Origin of the sequence: Arthrobacter castelli DSM 16402 (assembly GCF_000430705.1) — a bacterium.
In the GTDB taxonomy this organism is placed as follows: domain Bacteria; phylum Actinomycetota; class Actinomycetes; order Actinomycetales; family Micrococcaceae; genus Arthrobacter_C; species Arthrobacter_C castelli.
Window position 1 is genome coordinate 110,152 of the sequence record NZ_AUMN01000006.1, and the last position, 19,575, is coordinate 129,726.

The 19,575-nt window shown below is 64.2% G+C and carries 18 protein-coding genes; 9 read left to right on the forward strand and 9 right to left on the reverse strand.

Translation table 11 applies throughout. The annotated features are described in order from the left end of the window. Window positions 1–157: 157 nt before the first annotated feature. The 3 genes from phoH2 to H535_RS0108690 are packed head-to-tail and all read left to right on the forward strand — an operon-like array spanning window position 158 to window position 2,540. The gene (gene phoH2 / locus H535_RS24360) at window positions 158–1,486 is read left to right on the forward strand and encodes an RNA 5'-3' helicase PhoH2 (RefSeq protein WP_051298897.1); all 1,329 of its coding nucleotides are present in this window, start codon (window positions 158–160) and stop codon (window positions 1,484–1,486) included. Window positions 1,487–1,513: 27 nt separating this feature from the next. After that, window positions 1,514–2,053: a prepilin peptidase gene (locus tag H535_RS24365; protein ID WP_051298854.1), complete on the forward strand. Its 540-nt coding sequence runs from the start codon at window positions 1,514–1,516 to the stop codon at window positions 2,051–2,053. 19 nt (window positions 2,054–2,072) lie between these two features. After that, window positions 2,073–2,540, forward strand: coding sequence for an NUDIX hydrolase (locus H535_RS0108690; protein ID WP_026819246.1), 468 nt, complete (start codon window positions 2,073–2,075; stop codon window positions 2,538–2,540). A gap of 102 nt (window positions 2,541–2,642) precedes the next feature. On the opposite strand, the gene H535_RS0108695 is transcribed toward H535_RS0108690, so the two are convergent. The 3 genes from H535_RS0108695 to H535_RS0108705 form a co-directional block, all read right to left on the reverse strand. Next, the gene (locus H535_RS0108695; protein ID WP_081416541.1) at window positions 2,643–4,604 is read right to left on the reverse strand and encodes an HNH endonuclease signature motif containing protein; all 1,962 of its coding nucleotides are present in this window, start codon (window positions 4,602–4,604) and stop codon (window positions 2,643–2,645) included. 295 nt (window positions 4,605–4,899) lie between these two features. Continuing rightward, window positions 4,900–5,439 carry a DinB family protein gene (locus H535_RS0108700; RefSeq protein WP_026819248.1) on the reverse strand — a complete coding sequence of 180 codons (540 nt, stop codon included), beginning with the start codon at window positions 5,437–5,439 and terminating at the stop codon, window positions 4,900–4,902. Window positions 5,440–5,444: 5 nt separating this feature from the next. Then, window positions 5,445–6,884 (reverse strand): class II fumarate hydratase, encoded by a 1,440-nt coding sequence (locus H535_RS0108705; RefSeq protein WP_026819249.1) that lies wholly within the window; start codon window positions 6,882–6,884, stop codon window positions 5,445–5,447. 259 nt (window positions 6,885–7,143) lie between these two features. On the opposite strand from H535_RS0108705, the gene H535_RS0108710 reads away from it, so the two are divergent. From H535_RS0108710 to H535_RS0108720, 4 genes are all read left to right on the forward strand, one after another. Then, complete coding sequence (locus tag H535_RS0108710; protein WP_026819250.1) at window positions 7,144–7,992, forward strand: SDR family oxidoreductase; 849 nt, start codon at window positions 7,144–7,146, stop codon at window positions 7,990–7,992. A 153-nt stretch (window positions 7,993–8,145) separates the two neighbouring features. Continuing rightward, the gene (locus H535_RS30185; protein WP_281171231.1) at window positions 8,146–8,583 is read left to right on the forward strand and encodes an AMP-binding protein; all 438 of its coding nucleotides are present in this window, start codon (window positions 8,146–8,148) and stop codon (window positions 8,581–8,583) included. After that, window positions 8,474–9,955, forward strand: a complete 1,482-nt coding sequence (locus H535_RS30190) for a class I adenylate-forming enzyme family protein (RefSeq protein WP_281171232.1) — start codon at window positions 8,474–8,476, stop codon at window positions 9,953–9,955. The genes H535_RS30185 and H535_RS30190 overlap by 110 nt, the downstream gene beginning before the upstream one ends. Beyond that, a complete protein-coding gene (locus H535_RS0108720; protein WP_026819251.1) occupies window positions 9,955–11,205 on the forward strand; it encodes a beta-ketoacyl-[acyl-carrier-protein] synthase family protein in 1,251 nt (416 codons plus the stop codon). Before H535_RS30190 ends, H535_RS0108720 begins: the two co-directional genes overlap by 1 nt. A gap of 89 nt (window positions 11,206–11,294) precedes the next feature. On the opposite strand, the gene H535_RS0108725 is transcribed toward H535_RS0108720, so the two are convergent. Beyond that, window positions 11,295–11,900, reverse strand: coding sequence for a carbonic anhydrase (locus tag H535_RS0108725; RefSeq protein WP_026819252.1), 606 nt, complete (start codon window positions 11,898–11,900; stop codon window positions 11,295–11,297). Between the two features lie 31 nt (window positions 11,901–11,931). Then, window positions 11,932–12,573, reverse strand: coding sequence for a DUF4245 domain-containing protein (locus tag H535_RS0108730; protein ID WP_026819253.1), 642 nt, complete (start codon window positions 12,571–12,573; stop codon window positions 11,932–11,934). Window positions 12,574–12,651: 78 nt separating this feature from the next. On the opposite strand from H535_RS0108730, the gene glpX reads away from it, so the two are divergent. Together glpX and H535_RS0108740 are read left to right on the forward strand one after the other, a co-directional pair. Continuing rightward, complete coding sequence (glpX, locus tag H535_RS0108735; RefSeq protein WP_026819254.1) at window positions 12,652–13,686, forward strand: class II fructose-bisphosphatase; 1,035 nt, start codon at window positions 12,652–12,654, stop codon at window positions 13,684–13,686. Window positions 13,687–13,730: 44 nt separating this feature from the next. Continuing rightward, on the forward strand, window positions 13,731–14,867 hold the full coding sequence (locus H535_RS0108740) for a lipid II:glycine glycyltransferase FemX (RefSeq protein WP_026819255.1): 1,137 nt from the start codon (window positions 13,731–13,733) through the stop codon (window positions 14,865–14,867). Here H535_RS0108740 and manA read toward each other — a convergent pair. The 4 genes from manA to H535_RS0108760 form a co-directional block, all read right to left on the reverse strand. Beyond that, window positions 14,848–16,155 carry a mannose-6-phosphate isomerase, class I gene (gene manA, locus H535_RS0108745; RefSeq protein WP_026819256.1) on the reverse strand — a complete coding sequence of 436 codons (1,308 nt, stop codon included), beginning with the start codon at window positions 16,153–16,155 and terminating at the stop codon, window positions 14,848–14,850. The genes H535_RS0108740 and manA overlap by 20 nt on opposite strands. Before the next feature lie 91 nt (window positions 16,156–16,246). Next, window positions 16,247–17,809: an LCP family protein gene (locus H535_RS24375; protein WP_051298856.1), complete on the reverse strand. Its 1,563-nt coding sequence runs from the start codon at window positions 17,807–17,809 to the stop codon at window positions 16,247–16,249. Between the two features lie 15 nt (window positions 17,810–17,824). Then, window positions 17,825–18,352, reverse strand: a complete 528-nt coding sequence (gene purE, locus H535_RS0108755) for a 5-(carboxyamino)imidazole ribonucleotide mutase (RefSeq protein WP_026819257.1) — start codon at window positions 18,350–18,352, stop codon at window positions 17,825–17,827. Continuing rightward, on the reverse strand, window positions 18,349–19,521 hold the full coding sequence (locus tag H535_RS0108760) for a 5-(carboxyamino)imidazole ribonucleotide synthase (protein ID WP_026819258.1): 1,173 nt from the start codon (window positions 19,519–19,521) through the stop codon (window positions 18,349–18,351). Before H535_RS0108760 ends, purE begins: the two co-directional genes overlap by 4 nt. Window positions 19,522–19,575 lie beyond the last annotated feature (54 nt).

Genomic DNA, 19,575 nt, shown 5'->3' on the forward strand with positions numbered 1-19,575 from the left:
GGGAGGGGGCCGTGTCCGGCCTCATGGCCGCACCGCCATCACCCACTATGGAGTCCGGGCGTTGACGTCCGGGACTGGAGTCGACGTGGCAACTGAAATTTCACAGCGAAACGGCACTCAGACCAGCACCATCACAACCGGCCAGGCAGAGGAATCAATTCGATCCGATGCCGCGGCCGGTTTTTCTGTGTCTGCACCCGCTAAGACGTACGTCCTTGACACTTCCGTATTGCTCTCCGATCCGCGTGCGATCATGCGGTTCGCCGAGCACGCGGTGGTCCTGCCCGTCGTCGTCATCACTGAGTTGGAGAGCAAACGCCATGATTCGGAATTGGGATATTTCGCCAGGAAGGCGCTCCGATTGCTCGATGAGCTGCGCATCGAACATGGTGCGCTGAGCCAGAGCATCCCCCTGGGAGGCGAGGGCGGTTCGTTGCGGGTCGAACTCAACCACATCTCATCCGAGGTGCTGCCGGCCGGGTTCCGGCTGGGGGATAACGACACCCGCATCCTGGCCGTGGCCCAGAACCTGGCTGATGAAGGTCACGACGTCACAATCGTTTCCAAAGACCTGCCGATGCGGGTCAAGGCATCAGCGATTGGTCTGGAGGCCGACGAATACCGGCATGAGCAATCCAAGGAAACAGGGTGGACCGGCATGGCGGAGTTGGACGTGGTCGACGACGACGTCAACAGCCTGTATCAGCATCAGCCGGTGTTCATCCCCGAAGCTGCCGAAATGCCGGCCAACACCAGTCTGATCCTGCTTTCCAGCCGCGGCTCGGCGCTCGGCCGCGTCGGGGCCGACAAACAGGTGCGACTGGTCAAAGGCGACCGTGACGTATTCGGCCTGCACGGCCGGTCCGCGGAGCAAAGGCTGGCTATCGACATGCTGACAGATCCCGACGTCGGCATCGTCTCGCTGGGCGGCCGGGCCGGCACCGGGAAATCCGCGCTGGCGATGTGCGCCGGCCTTGAAGCTGTGCTGGAACGCTCCGAGCACCGCAAAGTCGTGGTGTTCCGCCCGCTGTATGCGGTTGGAGGGCAGGAACTCGGCTATCTGCCGGGGTCGGAGTCGGAGAAAATGAATCCGTGGGCGCAGGCTGTCTTCGACACCTTGGGAGCATTGGTTTCCCCGGAGGTTGTGGAGGAAGTGATAGACCGGGGCATGCTCGAGGTGTTGCCCCTGACGCACATCCGTGGACGTTCACTGCACGACTCGTTCGTGATTGTCGACGAAGCCCAGGCCTTGGAGAAGAACGTGCTGCTGACTGTGCTGTCCCGGGTGGGACAGAACTCCAAGGTGGTGCTGACGCACGACGTGGCGCAGCGCGACAACCTGAGGGTGGGACGGCACGATGGCGTGGCCGCCGTCGTCGAAACCCTGAAGGGCCACCCACTGTTCGGACACATCACGCTGAGCCGATCGGAGCGCTCGCCCATTGCCGCGTTGGTCACTGAATTGCTGGAGGGTGCTGAGATTTAGGCACCGGCGATGAAGTAGTCTCGGAGAATGATCTGGCGGCTCTCTGACCTGTGGCAGAACAGCATCGCCGGATTCATATTGGTGCTGCTGGCCGTCGTCTACTTCATCGCAATTGCAGTGCGGTTGACCCAGCTCGACCTGCGGGAACACCGGCTGCCGAACCGGATCATTTTGCCGGCCTATGCGGTGTCCAGTGTGCTGTTGGGCGCCACCAGCCTGATCACGGGTGATTGGTGGGGCCTGCTTCGGATGTTCCTGGCCGGCGGGGCGTTGTGGTTTTTCTACTACATTCTCCGCTGGGTGTATCCACCAGGAATGGGGTATGGGGATGTGAAGCTCGCCGGCCTGTTGGGGATATACATGGGGTACTTGAGCTGGGGGCATGCGTTGTTGGGCAGTGCCTCCACCTTTGTACTCGCCGGCCTTGCTGCGGGAGCGCTGATCCTGACCAGAAAGGGCACGGCCGCGACCCGGATCCCCTTCGGCCCCTTCATGATTGTCGGGGCCGGGCTGGTCATGCTGTTGTTCCCGGTTCCGGAATTCACTCCCAGCCCGAACCTTCAATGAACTGCAGGACGGAGACCTGATGCCAACGCCCGACTTTGTGGTGGAACTACGGCAGAAAATCGGCAATGACCTGCTGTGGCTGCCCGGAGCCATCGGAGTGGTTTTCGACGCCGACGGCCGGGTATTGCTGGGAAAACGCTCCGATAATGGGAAGTGGACGCTGATCTCCGGAATGCTGGAGCCCGGCGAACAACCTGCTCAAGGCTTGGCCCGGGAAGTGTTGGAGGAGACCGGCGTCTCTGTGGAGGTTGAAACCCTGATTGATGTCCGGGCAGACCGGCCGGTGGAATTTGGCAATGGAGACAAGGTGCAATTCCTGTCGTTGACCTTCCGTTGCCGTGCCGTGGGAGGGCGGGCACAAGTCGGTGATGATGAGTCCGTCGAGGTTGGATGGTTTTGGATGGACGAACTTCCCGACCTGCCGCCTCATCATTTGGACCGCCTGCAGATTGCGGTGGAGAACGAGTCGTGGGCCCGATTCCGCTGAGGCGACGCGGCGGGCAAGGCCGGTGCGTCCGGCTGGAGCGTGCGATTGCCCTGAGAGGTGACTGGGCCGAAACCTCAGTGGCTTACCCTGGCGAACGACATTTTAGAAGGGTGCCGGGTCGCCGGGGTCGTTGGTTGGTGTTCGTGATTGTTTCCTGTTCGTCGCGTTGCCGGCGGTGTCGTCCTTCTTGGCTTTGGGTATTTGCCATGGATCCTTCCGGACCGGTGTGGGTCCGGCGCCGTGCTTTTCGTGCGCGGTGCCGCGTCGGCTTGAGCCGTTGGGCGGCTTGGTCGGCTTCTTGCTCGGCCTCGTTTGTGGATTCGCCTGGCTTTTGGCTGTTTCGAGCAGGGTGGCGATGTTGGGCACGGGTCGCATTTCGGGTAGTGCCCCGTCGGGGGTGTTGGTGTATTCCCTGCCTGCCGGTGAGGTCCAATCCACCCTCCCGTCACGATGCTGGACATCGGACCACAGTCCCGCGGTTTTGAGGGCGTGGCCGGGTTTGCATAGTGGTTTGAGGTTCGTCAGTTCGGTCTGCCCTGTCGGGTACGGGATCGTGTGGTCGATTTCGCAGTGGCGTGCGGCCTTGTTGCACCCGTATCCGCGACAGGTCCGGTCCCGCAGCCGGACCATTTTTTGCAGGTCCTTGGGCACCGCGTAGCTGTCCCGCCCATACGATAACGGCGCGCCGGTCTCGGGATGGGTCAGTAATCGTTTGAACGAGGGAGCGTTCGCGGCCAGTTGTCGGGCGGTGTCCTCGTCGACGGGACCGTAGCCTTCAAGATCGGCGGGCTCATCGGATAATCCCATCAGGGTCAGCACCGGCACCACCACCGTCACTTCGGCTTTGATCCCGGCATAGTTGGGGATCCGACCCGAACCAGGTGGACCACCGCCAGGCGGATCACCATCGGAACCAGGCACCCCGGGGTCGGCGCCACCGGCCGAACCGGCGGCGGGAGGAGTGTCTCCGGTAGCTCCGGCTACGGGAGGATCTGCGGCGATTCCCGCCGATCCGGCTGTTCCGGCGGTTTCGGGGGCTGCGGGCCCGGTCGGGGTCCCGGGTGGCGGCCGCGAACCGTAGAAGGCATCATTGGCGCTGCCGGTCAGTGCCGCCGGTGGTTGTCCGGTGCCGGTGCCGGTATGGAGCAGGTCCGCAGCCACATCGGCCCGCAACTGGGCCAGGTTACGTGGTTCGTCGGGTCCCTGCAGCGACCGGGCCAGGGACGTCAGCCGGTTGAACGCCGCCACCGCGGCCTCGGCCGGCAGGTACAGGCTTAGCCAGCTCATGCCGTCCTCGACCGGCTCCATAATGACCGTCCGGTCGGAGGCTGCTTTCTCCTTGCGGCGCTTGATCGTCTCCGGGTGCGAACGCTCCCGCACCCGACGCGCTTTCGCCGCCACCAAATGCTTCGCCCGCCCCGGAGCGAACCCCACCATCTCAGTTTCAAACTCCGCATACGCCTCCGGCGGGAGGCTGCCGCACTGATCCGCAATCACCTCGGCCTGCTGCGGATGCAACGCCCCTTGAGCCAGGGCGTCCAGGGTGGCCGGCAGGCCGGTCGTGAGTAGATTGCTGTGCCCGATGAGTTTGTCCGTCGCCCGCTTCGATAAATCCAGCACGGTGCCGATCTCCGACTCGGCGACCATCGACGCCAACCGGTCGGCATCGGGGCCGGCCGGCGGCAACACATCTTCCTCATCGACCCGGTCGCCGGCGGTGGCACACACCCTCGAGACGGCTTTTGCTTTGAGGGCTTCGGCGGCGGAGGCAAGCCGGGCGGCCTCGTCCAGCAGATTCACCGCCTGCCGGTAGTCAAGGGTATCGGCATCGACATGGGCCAGCCCGTTCACAATCCCCCGGGCCAGCACCGGCTCATCGCTGAACCCGGCGGCCCGAAACAGCGCCACGATCACATCCAGCTCAGCCTCCACACTCGGCCGCCCCTCCTCGCCGGCAGCCGCACCAGCACCCGCCTCACCCGTGTCACCGCCAGCAGCACCGGAAGCACCAGCACCCGGACCGCCACCGCCGCCATCGTCGTCAACATCCACTCGAACCGTCATAAAAACAGTAAACCACCAGGGTGTGACATTATTCGAAGAATCAGGCCCTCGTATATAACGGTAAGATAACGAAAGCCAGGCTGTGGGTGGCCGGGGCCTGGAAGAGCCGAAGTCCCTCTCCGCCAGCCGGAGAGGGACTTCAAGATGTCGCTGGCATTGTCGCCAAACTGGCTATCCGTTACGACACTGCTGATTCGCCATGGCAGCACTGTACGGCGACGAAACTGCTAAATCGCTGCGACAACTCCGAAGCGCCCTCCACGCTGCTGTCCTGCTACTACACAGCCAAAGACCCTTACGACACAGTACGTCCGGCGAAGGCCATCAGCTTCTCAGTCCGGGAGGCACCCTCAGGGGCTTCAGTCGCAGGGCCGAAGCCTTCCGGGGTCCGGAATTTCTCGTCGGCGACGTTATGCATGAAGTCCTCGAGCCACCCGAGGGTTTCATCGTCGAACTCGACACGTTTGCCTTTTCCGGCGGCGGCGAGGCCCCAACTGATGTCCCAGGAGTGCATAAACAGGTCAACGGTCGCCAAGGTGACAGGCAGGTCGCCGTCGTCGAACGTCGCTTCCTCCATTGCCGAGTGAACTTGAAGGTCCACCCCTGCCCACTGGTCAGCGAGCGTTAACGCACTGGCAGCGCTGGGGGCGTCGCCTGGCTCGGCGCCAGTGGCTGCGGGCAGCAGCTTATTAAGCATGACCTTCCGCTCGTGTGCCACCACTCCCGACACGTCCCATTCGGCGCAGGCGGATGGGAGATTGATGTTGTTGCCAATACCGTCAACGGTGTCGGCAAACAGGTCCAGTCCTTTGAAGAATTCGTTTCGCAGTTCCACGGGGCCTACTTCTGTGGAGGGCGGGTCATGGACAGCACGTCGAGCGCAGAGTCGAGCTGCTCCTCGGTGACATCGCCGCGCTCGACGTAGCCCAGGTCGACGACGGCCTCGCGGACCGTCATCTTCTGTGTCACGGCGTGCTTGGCGATCTTCGCAGCGGCTTCGTAGCCGATCACCTTGTTCAACGGGGTGACAATCGAGGGCGATGCTTCAGCGAGGAAGCGGGCACGCTCTTCATTGGCCGTGATGCCGTCGATCATCTTGTCAGCCATCACCCGGGTGGAGTTGGACAGCAGCCGGGTGGACTCGAGCACATTCCGCGCGATCACGGGGATGCCGACGTTCAGCTCGAACATGCCGTTGGTGCCGGCGGCGGCGACGGTGGAGTCGTTGCCCATCACCTGCGCACAGACCTGCAGGACGGCTTCGCAGATCACGGGATTGACCTTGCCGGGCATGATCGAGGAGCCGGGCTGCAGATCGGGGATGGCGATTTCGCCCAGGCCGGTGTTCGGCCCGGAGCCCATCCAGCGCAGGTCGTTGCTGATCTTGGTCAGCGAGACGGCAATGGTGCGCAGCATCCCGGAGACTTCCACCAGTCCGTCGCGGTTGGCCTGTGCCTCGAAGTGGTCGCGGGCTTCGGTCAGCGGCAGCTTGGTGTCGGTGGCGAGCAGTTCAATAACCCGCTCGGAGAATCCGGCCGGAGTGTTAATGCCGGTGCCGACGGCGGTCCCGCCGAGGGGAACTTCGGCCACGCGGGGGAGTGAGGCCTTGATACGTTCGACGGCGTAACGCACCTGCGCTGCATAGCCGCCGAATTCCTGTCCCAGCGTGACCGGAGTGGCGTCCATCAGGTGGGTGCGGCCGGACTTCACGATGGTGGAGAACTCTTCGGCCTTGCGCTCCAGGGAAGCGGCCAGGTATTCGAGCGCGGGGACCAGGTCGTTGGTCAGCGCGGAGGTCGCTGCCACGTGCACCGAGGTGGGGAACACGTCGTTGGAGGACTGTGAGGCGTTGACGTGGTCGTTGGGGTGCACCTCGGTGCCGCTGCCCGATTCCTGCAGTGCCCGGGTCGCCAAGGTGGCGAGGACTTCGTTGGTGTTCATGTTCGACGACGTCCCGGAGCCGGTCTGGTAGATATCGATCGGGAAATGCGCGTCATATTTGCCGCCTGCCACCTCATCCGCGGCGGCTTCGATCGCCCGGGCGCGCTCGTCGTCGAGCACGTTCAATTCCGCATTGGCGGTCGCTGCCGCCTTCTTAATCCGGGCCAGCGCCTCGATGTGGGCCCGCTCCAGCGTGGTGCCGGAGATGGGGAAGTTCTGTACTGCGCGCTGGGTCTGGGCGCGGTAGAGGGCATCTGCTGGAACCCGGACTTCGCCCATGGTGTCGTGTTCGACGCGGTATTCGGTGTTGTCAGTGGCTGTGCCATCGGTTGCAGTCATGAGTCCAGTTTATGGCGCGGACCGGACAGCTTCGAAAAAGCCTACGAAACGTTGCCTCACAGAGACTTGTCACCCTGCGTTTGCTGCGTTTGGTGCGTTCGGTGCGTCTGCTGCGTCTGCTGCGTTCGGTGCGTCTGGTGGGATGGCCGGGATCCCGGCCGCCGGAACCGCAGGGAAGGGGATTCGATTTTACCTATCGCGGATTTATAGTTGTTGGCAGTAACAACCGGCAGCGGCCCGCAATAGCGCAGGGGACAACATGACCGAGACCAGCCAGCCTCTCCATCACCGGCGCAAGCACGAGCAGAAGATCGCCCTGATTACCGGGGCCTCGCGTGGTATCGGGCGCTGCCTGGCACTCAAACTCGCCGCCGAGGGCGCCACCATTGTGGTCAACTATCGCAGAAGCGCCGAACTCGCTGACGCCGTGGTGGATGAGGCAAGGGAGCTGGGTGCCGATGGGCTTGCCGTGCAGGCCGACGTCGAAAATCCCGACGACATTGTCCGCCTGTTCGGCGTGGTTCAGAGCGAGTTTGGACGGCTTGATTACTTTGTGAATAACGCGGCCGCGTCCGCATTCAAAAAGGTCCTGGATCTGGAAACGCATCACCTGGACCGCTCTTATGCGATGAATGTCCGGCCTTTCGTGCTCGGCGCCCAGGAAGCTGTCAAACTCATGGACCGTGGTGGCCGGATTGTGGCCGTGTCCGGTTACGGGAGCATGCGCGGCTTTGCCGCTTACGCGGCGCTGGGCTCGTATAAGGCAGCGGTGGAGTCCTTCATCCGCTACATGGCCATAGAATTCGCCGGGTACGGCATCAATGTCAACGGTGTTAACGGAGGATTGATCGAATCCGATTCGCTGGAATACTTCTACACCATGGATGGGATGGCGCCGATGCAGTCGGTCCTCGACACCATCCCGCTGAAGCGACCGGGAACCCTGGACGATATGGCCAATGTGATTGAGTTTCTGCTCTCGGACAATTCCAGCTATATCACCGGCCAGACGATCGTGGTCGACGGCGGCATGACGGTCTCGGCTGCGCCTTATTACCACCAGACATCCGGGCCGCTGAACCTGCCGGACCGTCCCGCTGCTGATTGAGGGGAGGTCCGCGTCGCGGGCAATTCATCGGCGTTCGTTCCCGGGCCGGCGCAGGTGTCGTCCGGCTCGGCGTCGAAGAAAAATGAATCGTCGCCAGCCTGCCTAATGTTTGCTAAGTGCGCTTACCATGGTTATGAGTGAGGGGAAATTACAATGGTCTATGATCCATCCCGATTTCGGGACTACTTCGAACATTCATTCAGCTACGACGCCGGGTTCCGACGTAATGTGGCCCGGTATGGCAACAGCACGGCGATGCTGGATCCGCAGACCGGCCGCTCATGGACCTACGAACAGCTTGAGGCCGACGTGCAGTCCACCGCGTCGATGTTGGCCGACCGGGGTGTGGGCCGGGGAGACCGGGTGGTCTATCAGCTGATGAACACCCCGGAATTCGCCATGTTGTACCTCGCCACCCAGCGGCTGGGAGCCATTGGGGGTGCCGGTCAATTTCCGGCTGGCGCCGGGCGAAACGGCGCATCTGCTCAAGGACAGCGCCCCGCTGGTGTACATCTTCGCCGCCGGGAATGCCGCAAACGCGCTGGAGGCCACACAAATGTCGGCTCTGTCGCCGGCGCTGCTGGCCGTTGACGGCGAACAGCCCCACTCGCCGACCGGTGCCGATTCGGCGGGCGCAGATTCGGCCGGTGCAGATTCGGCCGGCGTGAAGTCCTTCGACGATGCGGTTGCGGCGACCACGCGGCGCGAGGTCTCCTTGCCGGAGGACTTCTCCATTTACGAGGAGACAACGCGGCTCTACACCTCCGGCACCACCGGGATGCCCAAGGGCGTACCGCTGCCTTCGCTCGTCGAGGTGATGTCAGCCCACGATGTGATCATGCATTTTCCGATCACGCCCTCCGACCGCACGCTGAACATGACACCGTGGTTCCATCGCGGCGGGCTCTACTCCGGAGGACCCAACCCGCTTTTCTACGCCGGCGGCTCCGTGGTCCCGCTGCGCTCCTTCGACCCGGACCTCGTGCTCGATTGGGTCGAACAATACGACATCACCTTCTTGATCGGCGCTCCGGTGACACTTCAGATGCTTGCCAATGCGCAGGAAGCAAAGCCGCGCGACCTGAGCCGGTTGCGCGGTATTGTCACCATGGGCGCTCCGCTGAGCCGGGCTGCCGCGTTGCGTTACCAGCAAGTGCTCAACGACCGGATCTTCAATGGGTACGGCACCACGGAAGCCTTCTGGAACACCTTCCTGCGGCCGGAGGACCTGCCTGAGCACGCCGGTACCGCGGGCCGGGCCTGCACGGACGACGACGTCGCCGTCGTCAAGCTCTTCGAAGACCGCCATGCCGAACCGCATGAGCACGCGGCCCGCGACGGGGTCGAAGCGGGCGAGGTGATTATGCGCTCGCCGAAATCCGGATTCAGCTATGCCAACATGCCCGAAAAGGATGAGGAAAAATTCCACCAGGGCTGGCTGTATCCCGGCGATATCGCCACATGGGACGAGGGCGGTTACGTCACGATCCTCGGCCGCAAGGATGACATGATCATTTCCGGCGGGGAGAACGTCCATCCCGTGCAGGTCGAAGAAGTCCTCGTCGAGCATCCGGCGGTGCGCGACGCCGTCATTGTCGGCGTCCCGGACGAACGCTGGGGCCAAAAGGTCGTCGGATACGTGATCGCCGACGGCGACCCGGTGCCGGTCGAGGAGCTGGACCGGCACTGCAGGGAACATCCGTCGCTGGCTAATTTCAAGCGGCCCCGTGCCTACAGGTTTGTCGACGAAGTCCCGCTGACGGCCACTGGCAAGAAGATGCATTTCCAAGTGGCGGCAACGGCGGTCGACGATGATGAAGCGGGTCGGCTCCTCGCGCCCGATGGTGCAGAGGGCGCTGCCGGTGCAGATGGCGCTACGGGCGATGGCGCTGCCGGTGCTACTGGCGCCGGAGCTCCCGCGTCCCGTGAAAGCACTGCCCCGGGCGGAGACGGGCGCGCTTAATGGCAGGCGAGGACCGCGTCGTCATTTCCGGGATGGGGGCTGTGACGCCGTTGGCCATGACGGCCGGAGGAACCTGGACGGCGCTGACAGAAGGCCGTAGCGGGGTCGGTCCCATTACGGCCTTCGACGCCTCTGATTACCCGACCCGTATCGCCGCCGAAGTGAAGGACTTCGAGCCGGCGTCGAAGATGTCAGTGAAGGCAGTTAAGCGATCCTCCCGGACCTCGCAGCTGGCCGTAACTGCGGCCCACGAGGCGGTGGAAGATGCCGGCCTGTCCTGCAGCTTCGCCGATGAGGAGGCAGCTGTCTTCGTGAACTCCGCCGTTTCGGGATTCGCCGAAATCGAAGAAGCAGCGGGCGTGCGTGACGCCGGTGGAATCCGCCGGATCAGCCCTCACTTCGTCTCTTCGGCGCTGACCAATATGGCTGCCTGCGAGATCGCCATCAGCCTTGGCGTGCACGGGCCGGTCAACGCCAGCGCCCTGGCCTGCGCCAGTGGGGCCTACGCTTTGCTGGAGGCACGGCGGGCGTTGCTGGCCTTCGATGCCGACTATGTGATCGCCGGCGGGGTCGACGCCGCTATCACCCCGGCGATGTTCGGCGGCTTGAGCGCGATGCGGGCATTGTCCACCAATAATGACGCCCCGGCCGAAGCATCCCGGCCGTTCGACGCCGACAGAGACGGCTTCGTCTTCGGCGAAGGTGCGGTGATCTTTGTCCTCGAACGACTCTCACAGGCCCGCGCGCGCGGCGCCGGGATCTATGCCGAGGTCCGTGGCGGGGCGTTGACCAGCGACAGTTTCCATACCGTGGCTCCGGAACCGAGCGGTACGTATGCGGCCGCTGCCATCCGCCGCGGGCTGCGCAACGCCCGGCTGGATCCTGCCGACATCGACTATGTATGCGCCCACGGCACTTCCACCAAGCTCAATGACCGCACGGAAACGAGCGCCATCCGGCAGGGGCTCGGGTCGGCTGCGGACTCGGTGGCAGTGTCCGCGCCCAAGTCGATGACCGGTCATTTGATCGGAGCGGCCGGAGCACTGGCAGGACTGGTCTGCGCGAGATCCATCGCTGAAAACGTCATTACCCCGACGATCAATTACCGCACGGCCGATCCGGATTGCGACCTGGACTACGTTCCTAACGAAGCCCGCCAGGGCCGGGTGGACCACGCCATCACCAACGCGTTCGGTTTCGGCGGCCAGAACTGTGTGGTCGCCTTCGGCGGCGTGGAGGCGTCCGGGTAAGGTGCTTGGGCAAGGCGCCGAGCGGGTGACCGAGGCGCATAGGTAAGGCACCGCCCGGGTAGCCGAGACAGCCGGGTGAACCGGGGCGGTTAGAACTTCGAGACGACTTCCGCGCGTCCATCGGCCAGCCGGTAGGTCACGCCGAGGACATCCACCCGGCCCTGCTCGACGGCTTTGCCGATGACGCGGGACGATTCGACCAGCCGCCCGGCCGTCTGCTGCACGTGCTCTTCGACCATCGAGTTGACGTCGTCAACCCCGTTCCGCCGGGCCGTGAGCACCGAGGGAGTGATCCTCTCGACCAGATCCCGGACGAACCCTGCCGGCATCGTGCCTGTTTCGACCGCGTCGCGGGTCGCGGTGACGGCGCCGCAGTTGTCATGGCCGAGGATGATGATCAACGGGACCGAGAGCTGGTCGACGCTGTATTCCAGCGAACCGAGGACCGCGTCATCGATCACCTGACCGGCGGTACGCACCACGAAAACGTCACCCAGGCCGACGTCGAAAATAATCTCCGCAGCCAGCCGCGAGTCGGAGCAACCGAAGATGACGGCAAACGGGTGCTGCGTATCGACGAGCGCCGCCCGCCGGGGTGCATCCTGGTTGGGATGGGAGGACGTTCCGTGGACAAACCGCTCATTGCCGTCGGCGAGCCGCTGCCATGCTTGCTGGGGGGTAATGTCGACGCTCACGGCAACCACTTTACTGCCTGCAGCAGCGTTCTTACTGTGTTGCTCGGGATATCGCTTGGGATGTCGCTTCCGGTGACGGGCCCGACGACGATCCACCGGCGGAGGCCAGCCCATCCGTGACGGCGGAGGCCAGGATGTCGAATTCCTGGTCGGAAGCGGTGCCGGTGATGATCACCGTTGTTCCCTTCCATTCGAGCACCAGGGAACGTTCAACCTCGGGCTGGTGCCGGATCGTCCAACTGTGCCCGTCTATCGTCCGCTGGCCCACCCGCGGGGCTTCTTCGGTCTGTTGGGCCAGCCAGGTGGGATTGGCTTCGGCCGTCTGGGTGATGGAGAGGAACTCGTGGGCCGCTGTGACAAATCCCACTTCCCAATACGAGACGCCGTCTGCCCCACCGGAGGTCCAGCGGGCGAAGTTCGACGTCCAGCCATTGGGCAACTGAGGGGATAGCGGCTGGAATTTTGCCACCGGAGCCACCCGCTCCGCCTCGGCCTGCACATTGATATTGCGCTGGTACGTCTCTTCCTTGGGGAAAGCATTGAGCAGCCAGATGGGCAGGAAAGCCAAGGCGCACACCAGCACGGAAATGATCATTCCGCCAATTGGCGCATTGACTCGCTTCGCCTGCTGGTCCGTAATCACCGGAGTGGGCGTCTCACGCGGTTCGTTCACACTTCCATAGTCCCTTAAGACTGCGTCTATGATCGAATGGAGAATGTCCGACCCCGCTCGAAGATGAGGAATTGATCCGTGACTACTGCTTCTGCCAACCAGTACTCAACACTGTCCAAGTCCCTGGCGGTGGGGGACGACGAGCCGGACCGCAACCTGGCCCTGGAACTCGTGCGCGTGACCGAGGCCGCGGCGATTGCCGGAGGGCACTGGGTCGGCTTCGGCGACAAGAACGCCGCCGACGGGGCCGCCGTCGATGCCATGCGTTCTTTGCTGTCCACCGTCCGGTTCAACGGCGTCGTGGTGATTGGAGAGGGCGAAAAGGACGAGGCGCCGATGCTCTTCAACGGTGAACGGGTGGGCGACGGGTCGGGCCCCGAGGTCGACGTCGCCGTCGACCCGATTGACGGCACCCGGCTGACCGCGCTGGGCATGAACAACGCGCTGGGAGTGCTGGCCGTGGCCGAGCGGGGCACCATGTTCGACCCTTCCGCGGTGTTCTACATGGAGAAGCTCATCACCGGTCCGGAAGCGGCCGACATGGTCGACCTGCGGCTGCCGGTCAAACAGAACCTGCACCTGATCGCCAAGGCCAAGGGCGTGACGGTGAATCAACTCACCGTCTGCGTGCTGGACCGCGACCGGCATAAGCCACTGATCGAGGAAATCCGCAGCGCGGGCGCCCGCACCAAGATCATTCTCGACGGCGATGTGGCCGGCGGTATTGCCGCCTGCCGCGCCGGAACCGGCGTGGACGCCCTGTTCGGTATTGGCGGCACGCCCGAGGGAATTATCACAGCCTGCGCAGTCAGGGCCCTCGGCGGCGTCATCCAGGGGCGCTTGTGGCCGACCAATGATGAGGAAAAGCAGGCCGCGCTCGACGCCGGCCACGACCTGGACAAGATCCTCACCACCGAGGATCTTGTCACCAGCGACAATTGCTACTTCGCGGCCACCGGTATCACCGATGGCGACCTGCTGCGGGGAGTGCGCTACAACAAGTCCAAGGTGCTGACCCAGTCCATCGTGATGCGTTCGAAGTCGGGCACCACCCGCTTCGTCGAAGGCGAGCACCAGGCCCACAAGTGGGAGACATATGCCCGGATGGGATGAGGCAAGGGATCAAAGAGCGTGACAGAACAGGAGACAATTACTGTATGAGTTTGACTGTCACCAGCTGTACCGACCCGGACGATTGGGACCGCGAGGTCAACGCCGCAGGCGGCCATCCAATGCAACTGTGGGGATGGGGCCAGACCAAAGCCAAGCACAACTGGTCGGTGGACCGGGTGCTGGTCCTCGACGGCGCCGGGACGATTGGCTCGGCGCAGATTCTGGTCCGCAAGCTCCCGTTTCCGTTCAGGTCCCTGGCATACATACCGCGCGGGCCGCAGGCCGTGCCCGGCAGGCGCCTGGAAGTCGCTCAGCGGCTCGCCGAATATGCGCGCGAGACGAGGGGATCCGTAGCCCTGAGCATTGAGCCGGACTGGGAAGTGTCAGCCGGCGATGGTGCAGATGCCGCCGACGTCGGCGGAACCGGCCCCGCCGGCGATGGTGCTGGCACTGCCGACGATGACTGGCAGCACACCGCTGTTGCGGCAGGTTGGCAGCAGAGCAGCAACACCATTCTGATTGCGCGGACGCTGATCCTCGACCTGAATCAAAGTGCCGAGGACCTGCAGGCGCAGATGTCCAAAACCACCCGCCAGAACATCCGCAAGTCCTTCAAAAAGGATGTGCAGTTCCGCCGGGTCACCACCGGCGAGGAGCTGGCGGCCATCATGGAGATCTACCGCGAAACCGCCGAACGCGCCGGTTTCGGGCTGCACAGCGACGACTACTACCGGGACATCTTCGACCACCTCGGGGCTGCGTCGCCGGTATTGGCCGCCTTCGATGCGGAAGGACCCGTCGCGTTCGTCTGGCTGGCCCGGAGTCAACGCACGGCATTCGAACTGTACGGCGGGGTCAACGAGCGGGGCCAGAAACTCCGTATCAACTACGGGGTGAAGTGGTACGCCATCGAAACGATGAAGGACGACGGCGTCGAACGCTACGACTTCAACGGACTGCTCAATGACGGCATCTCCGATTTCAAGAAGCAGTTCGCCAGGCACGAGAACATGCTGGTGGGCACCTGGGACAAGCCGTTATCGCCGTTGTACCCGTTGTTTGCCAGGGCGCTGCCGCTGGCCCGGAAGGCAACGCAGAAGGTGCTGCCGGCCGCGAGAGGCGTGCTGGACCGGGCGCGCCCGGCAGCGCAGGCGGTGCGTCCTAGCGCGTGGACACGGTGACGGCGAAGGCCAGCGCACCGCCGGAGTTGAGGGCGTCGTCGTTGCTGAGCCTGGCCATCACCGGCGCTTCATCGGCGGGGATGAAGACGCTGTCCCCGGCCCCGAGCGACAGGTCACCGTGCGGCGAATCCAGCACCATCCTGCCGCGGACCACCAGCACCACGGCGGGCCCGTTCTGCGCCACTGCCGCGTCCGATGCGGCCATGCTGTCGCTGACTGCGGGAATTTCGATCCGCTGCAGCTGGAATTCTTCGAACGGCGGGCGGTAGACCAGTTGCCCCAGTGTCGTCGTTTCGACCTGCAGCCCGGGCGCGGGCGCCGCTTCGAACGAGACGGTCTTCATCAGCTCGTCGACGTCCACGTGCTTGGGCGTCAGTCCGCCACGGAGCACATTGTCCGAGGAGGCCATCACTTCGATCCCCAGCCCGCCCAGATAGGCGTGGATGTTCCCGGCCGGGAGGTAAATCGACTCACCGGGATCCAGGGACAGCCGGTTCAGCAGCAGGGAGATGATGACTCCCGGGTCGCCCGGGTACTGCCGGGCGAGGTCGACGGCGGTGTCCAGCTCGCGGGCGTAGTTTCCGCTGTGCTGTGCGGCGCGGTTTCCGCCGGAGCGGGCGGAGGAGCGGGCGGCCAGGGCGGTGGCTGCGGTGTTCACCAGATCGGCTACCTCGTCGCCGCCTTCGATCAGCCTGTTGAACGCGGTGCGCAGCCGCTCGGATTCCGGCGCCTGGCTACCCAGTCCGTCGATCAGTTCGGTCAGCAGCGCGGGGATTGTCCCGCCGTCGGCGGCGATGGCGGATTCAACACCGCCCAGGACGTCGGCCGCTTCGGCAGGGGCGCGGAAGCCGCACAGCGCCTCGAAGCCGCTAAGGGCATAGAGCATTTCGGGTTTGTGGTTTGCGTCCTTGTAGTTGCGGTGTGGGGCATCACGTGCCGGGCCGCCCGACTCCTCACGAGCGAACCCGTCGCGCGCTTGTCCGACCGTTGGGTGCACCTGCAGCGACAGCGGTGAATCGGCCGCCAGGACCTTCATCAAGAAGGGCAGCTTCCCGGCGAACGCGTCATTGCACGCGGCTCCGAGCAACTCGGCGGGTTTGGCGCCGATCAGCCGGTCGAGCGGCTCGGTGACCGCAGCGGACAGCAGCACGTTCGACGGCGAATCAGGATGCGCGCCGATCCACAGCTCTGCCTCCGGACCCCCGGACGGCTCGATTCCGAAGAGGTCCGCGATGGCTGTCGTCGACCCCCACGCATACGGCCGCACTGTATTCTCCAGCAGATACATAACGCTCCTAGTTCAGGGGTTCATCGGGACGCTTGCCGGGTCAGCGGGGATGCAGTTGGCAGGCGGGGGATGCTGTCAGAGGGCAGTACATCTAGGGGACGCTGCAGGTGCCGTTCGGGCTCAGCCCGCTGCCGCCGCCGGTGGCCGAGGACGAATCGCCGCCGCCGGAGCCGCCACCCGAATCGCCGGAGCCGCCACCCGAGCCGCCGCCCGAGCCGCCGGAGCCGCCGGAGCCGCTACTTGAGCCGCCGGAGCCGCTACTTGAGCCGCCGCCGTCGTCCTGATCCGCTGACTTCTCGTCCGATTTCTCAATGATCTGCTGCACGTCCTGATGCAGGGTCGCGAAATCCGGATAGGTGGGGAAGTCCCGACCATAATCCGGTGGACCGGCCGTCAACGACATCAGTTCCTTGCCCTTGGCCTTCAGCGCCAGGTCCAGGAAGCTGTTCAGCTGTGACGAGGTGATGTTGGTTTCGACAATCTTGGTGCCGGCCTCGGCGATGTTCTGGAACTTGGTCAGCAGGGTGCTTGGATTCAGCTGGGCGATCATAGCCTGCTGGACGCAGCGTTGCCGGGCCATCCGGTCGTAGTCGCTGGCGCCTTCCCTGGAACGGGCGTACCACAGGGCGGTGTAGCCATCCATCTCCTGCACGCCGGGTTCGATCCAGCCCTTGATCGGGTTGGGCTGGCCGGTCTCCAGGTTCGTGCCGCCGCCGATCGGCACCCGGCCACCGACGTCGATCGTGATGCCGCCCATGGCATCGATCAGCTTCTTGAATCCGGCCATGTCCACCAGCACATAACCCTGCACCTCGATGCCCAGGATGCCGCTGGCCGCGTCCATCATGGCGGCAGCTCCCGGGTCCTTGGCCTCGGGATAGAGATCCGAATAGTTCTGGGTGACAGTGGTGTAGAGGCTGTTGATGATGCAGGCGTCGCCGCAGTTGTAGCCATTCGGGTACACCTCGTTCAGCGGCGAGTCGTCCGGGAACGGGGCATCCTGCAGGTTCCGGGGGATGCCGAAAACGATCGGCTGGCCGGTCTTGGCATCGACGCTGATCACCGAAATGCTGTCGGGGCGCCGTCCCACGCGGCTTTCACCGGCATCGCCGCCCATCAGCAGGAAGTTGTACCGTCCATCGACAGGTTCCATTTCCGGACCGGCGACGAAGACATCGCTGATGGCATTCCGCCCCACGTTCAACAGGTATGCCCCATAGCCAAGGGCGCCGCTGGTGGCCAGCACCAACAGAGCCAACGAACCGGCAACCACCGGACGCATGCGGCGGGCGAGCAACCCGGGGCGGATGATGCGCAGCGTGTTGATGAACATCAGCGCCCAGCCCACCGCGAGCAGCACCAGCACACCAATCAGCACCAGGGACCAGACTTGGTCCGTGAACAGGCCGAACAGCAGCGGCCGGCTCACGAAGTACAACACGATGGCGGCAATCACCGCCGCCCACACCACGAAGGTGACGCGCAGGGCACGCCGTCCCAGCCGCCGGTCGCCGGCAACAATCTGGGCGCTTCCGGGCAGCACCAGCGTCATGAGCAGCAGCACAAACGCGCGTTTGGTGCGCAACGGCCCGGAGGCCGACGCCGGATAACGCACCGGATCGGTCAGCGCGGGCTGTGACGAATTCGAATTCATAGGGATGTCTTGCACCTAGGGGTTTCGGGTTTCAAGCCGGGTGCGCAGGGCGGCACCCTTGTCGGCAGCTGACTGTCGCAGCTGATCTGCGAAGTCCAGCAGGCCGGTCCGCAACCGTGCCGCGGTGTCGTCCGTGCCGGCTGCCAGCATACGCACCGCGAGCAGGCCCGCGTTACGCGCCCCGCCGATGGAGACGGTGGCCACGGGTACTCCCGCGGGCATTTGGGCAATTGACAACAACGAATCCATCCCGTCGAGGTTTTTCAGCGGAACGGGCACGCCGATCACCGGCAGCGGCGTCACCGACGCGAGCATACCGGGCAGGTGGGCGGCGCCTCCGGCTCCGGCGATGATCACCCGGATGCCGCGCTGATGGGCGTTGCGGCCGTAGGCCAGCATATCGTCGGGCATCCGGTGGGCGGAGACGACGTCGGCCTCGACAGGGACCGAAAATTCATCAAGGGCCGCCGCTGCGGCTTCCATGACGGGCCAATCAGAGTCGGAGCCCATCACGACTGACACCAGAGGTGGATTGGGGCTCATGGATTCTCCTGAGTTGCCTGCCGTCCGTTGCTGATAATGTCAGCCACCCTTCTTGCACGTTTACGCAGCGTGGTGAGTTCCGCGCCTGACTGGCCCACGACGTTAATGTGGCCGATCTTACGTCCGGGCCGCACTGATTTACCGTAACTATGCACCTTCGCACCGGGATCTTCGGACATCGCCGCGGGGTAGGCGGAATAAAGATCGTCGTTGGCGCCGCCGAGGAAATTCTTCATCACGGCAGCCCCGCCGTTGAGGTTCGTGGTCCCCAGCGGAAGGTCGAGTACGGCACGCAGGTGTTGTTCGAACTGGCTGGTGTTGGAACCATCGATGGTCCAGTGGCCGGAATTGTGCGGGCGCATCGCCAGCTCATTGATCATGAATCCTTCGCCGGAACCGGGCGTTTCGAACATTTCCACCGCCATCACACCTGTGACATCCAGCTCGTCGGCGATTCGCAGCGCCGCCGCCCGGGCGGCGGCGGACACAGCATCGCCAAGGTCGGGGGCGGGGGCGAGGACTTCGTCACACACCCCGTTCACCTGGATGGACTGGACTACGGGCCAAGCACGGGCTTCACCCGAGGGGGAACGCGCCACCAGCGCGGACAGTTCATGCGTGAAGGGGACCTTTTCCTCCACCAGCAGCGCGCCGTCGTCGAACCAGTCTGCCGCAGCGGCCGCTTCACCGGCGTCGGCAAGAACCTTCACGCCCTTGCCGTCGTATCCTCCGCGCGGGGTTTTCAACACCACCGGCCACCCGGCCGAATTGCCGAAATCGACGACGTCGTCCACGCCGGCTGCCGTTGCCCACCGGGGGTTCGGCAATCCAAGGCGCTGAACCGCGCTTCTCATCACCAGCTTGTCCTGGGCGTGGATCAGGGCCTTGGGCCCCGGGTGCAGATTGACGCCCTCGGACTGCAGGGCCTCAAGGTGTGCGGCAGGGACGTGTTCGTGGTCGAATGTCAGCACATCCACGCCGGACGCGAACCGGCGCAGGGTGTCCAGATCCGTGTAATCACCCACCGGCGCCCGGGGTATGGCAGTCACCGCCGATACCGTCTCGTTTTCCGCCAGCACCCGGATTTCAAAGCCCATGGCCACCGCCGCCGGGGCCATCATCCGGGCGAGCTGGCCGCCACCAACTACGCCAATCACAGGAAAAGTCACCCCACCAGACTACCGGTAATCACCGGTGGCCATCGCGGACGTAGAGTGGGCTTG

Excerpts from the sequence above, each read along its gene's own strand:
- H535_RS0108740 (WP_026819255.1), top strand. The coding sequence starts at position 13,731 with ATGAGTTTGACTGTCACCAGCTGTACCGACCCGGACGATTGGGACCGC.
- H535_RS24365 (WP_051298854.1), top strand. The coding sequence starts at position 1,514 with ATGATCTGGCGGCTCTCTGACCTGTGGCAGAACAGCATCGCCGGATTC.
- H535_RS0108695 (WP_081416541.1), bottom strand. The coding sequence starts at position 4,604 with ATGACGGTTCGAGTGGATGTTGACGACGATGGCGGCGGTGGCGGTCCG.
- H535_RS0108720 (WP_026819251.1), top strand. The coding sequence starts at position 9,955 with ATGGCAGGCGAGGACCGCGTCGTCATTTCCGGGATGGGGGCTGTGACG.
- purE (WP_026819257.1), bottom strand. The coding sequence starts at position 18,352 with ATGAGCCCCAATCCACCTCTGGTGTCAGTCGTGATGGGCTCCGACTCT.
- H535_RS0108710 (WP_026819250.1), top strand. The coding sequence starts at position 7,144 with ATGACCGAGACCAGCCAGCCTCTCCATCACCGGCGCAAGCACGAGCAG.
- H535_RS24375 (WP_051298856.1), bottom strand. The coding sequence starts at position 17,809 with ATGAATTCGAATTCGTCACAGCCCGCGCTGACCGATCCGGTGCGTTAT.
- H535_RS0108690 (WP_026819246.1), top strand. The coding sequence starts at position 2,073 with ATGCCAACGCCCGACTTTGTGGTGGAACTACGGCAGAAAATCGGCAAT.
- H535_RS0108705 (WP_026819249.1), bottom strand. The coding sequence starts at position 6,884 with ATGACTGCAACCGATGGCACAGCCACTGACAACACCGAATACCGCGTC.
- manA (WP_026819256.1), bottom strand. The coding sequence starts at position 16,155 with ATGTATCTGCTGGAGAATACAGTGCGGCCGTATGCGTGGGGGTCGACG.
- H535_RS30185 (WP_281171231.1), top strand. The coding sequence starts at position 8,146 with ATGGTCTATGATCCATCCCGATTTCGGGACTACTTCGAACATTCATTC.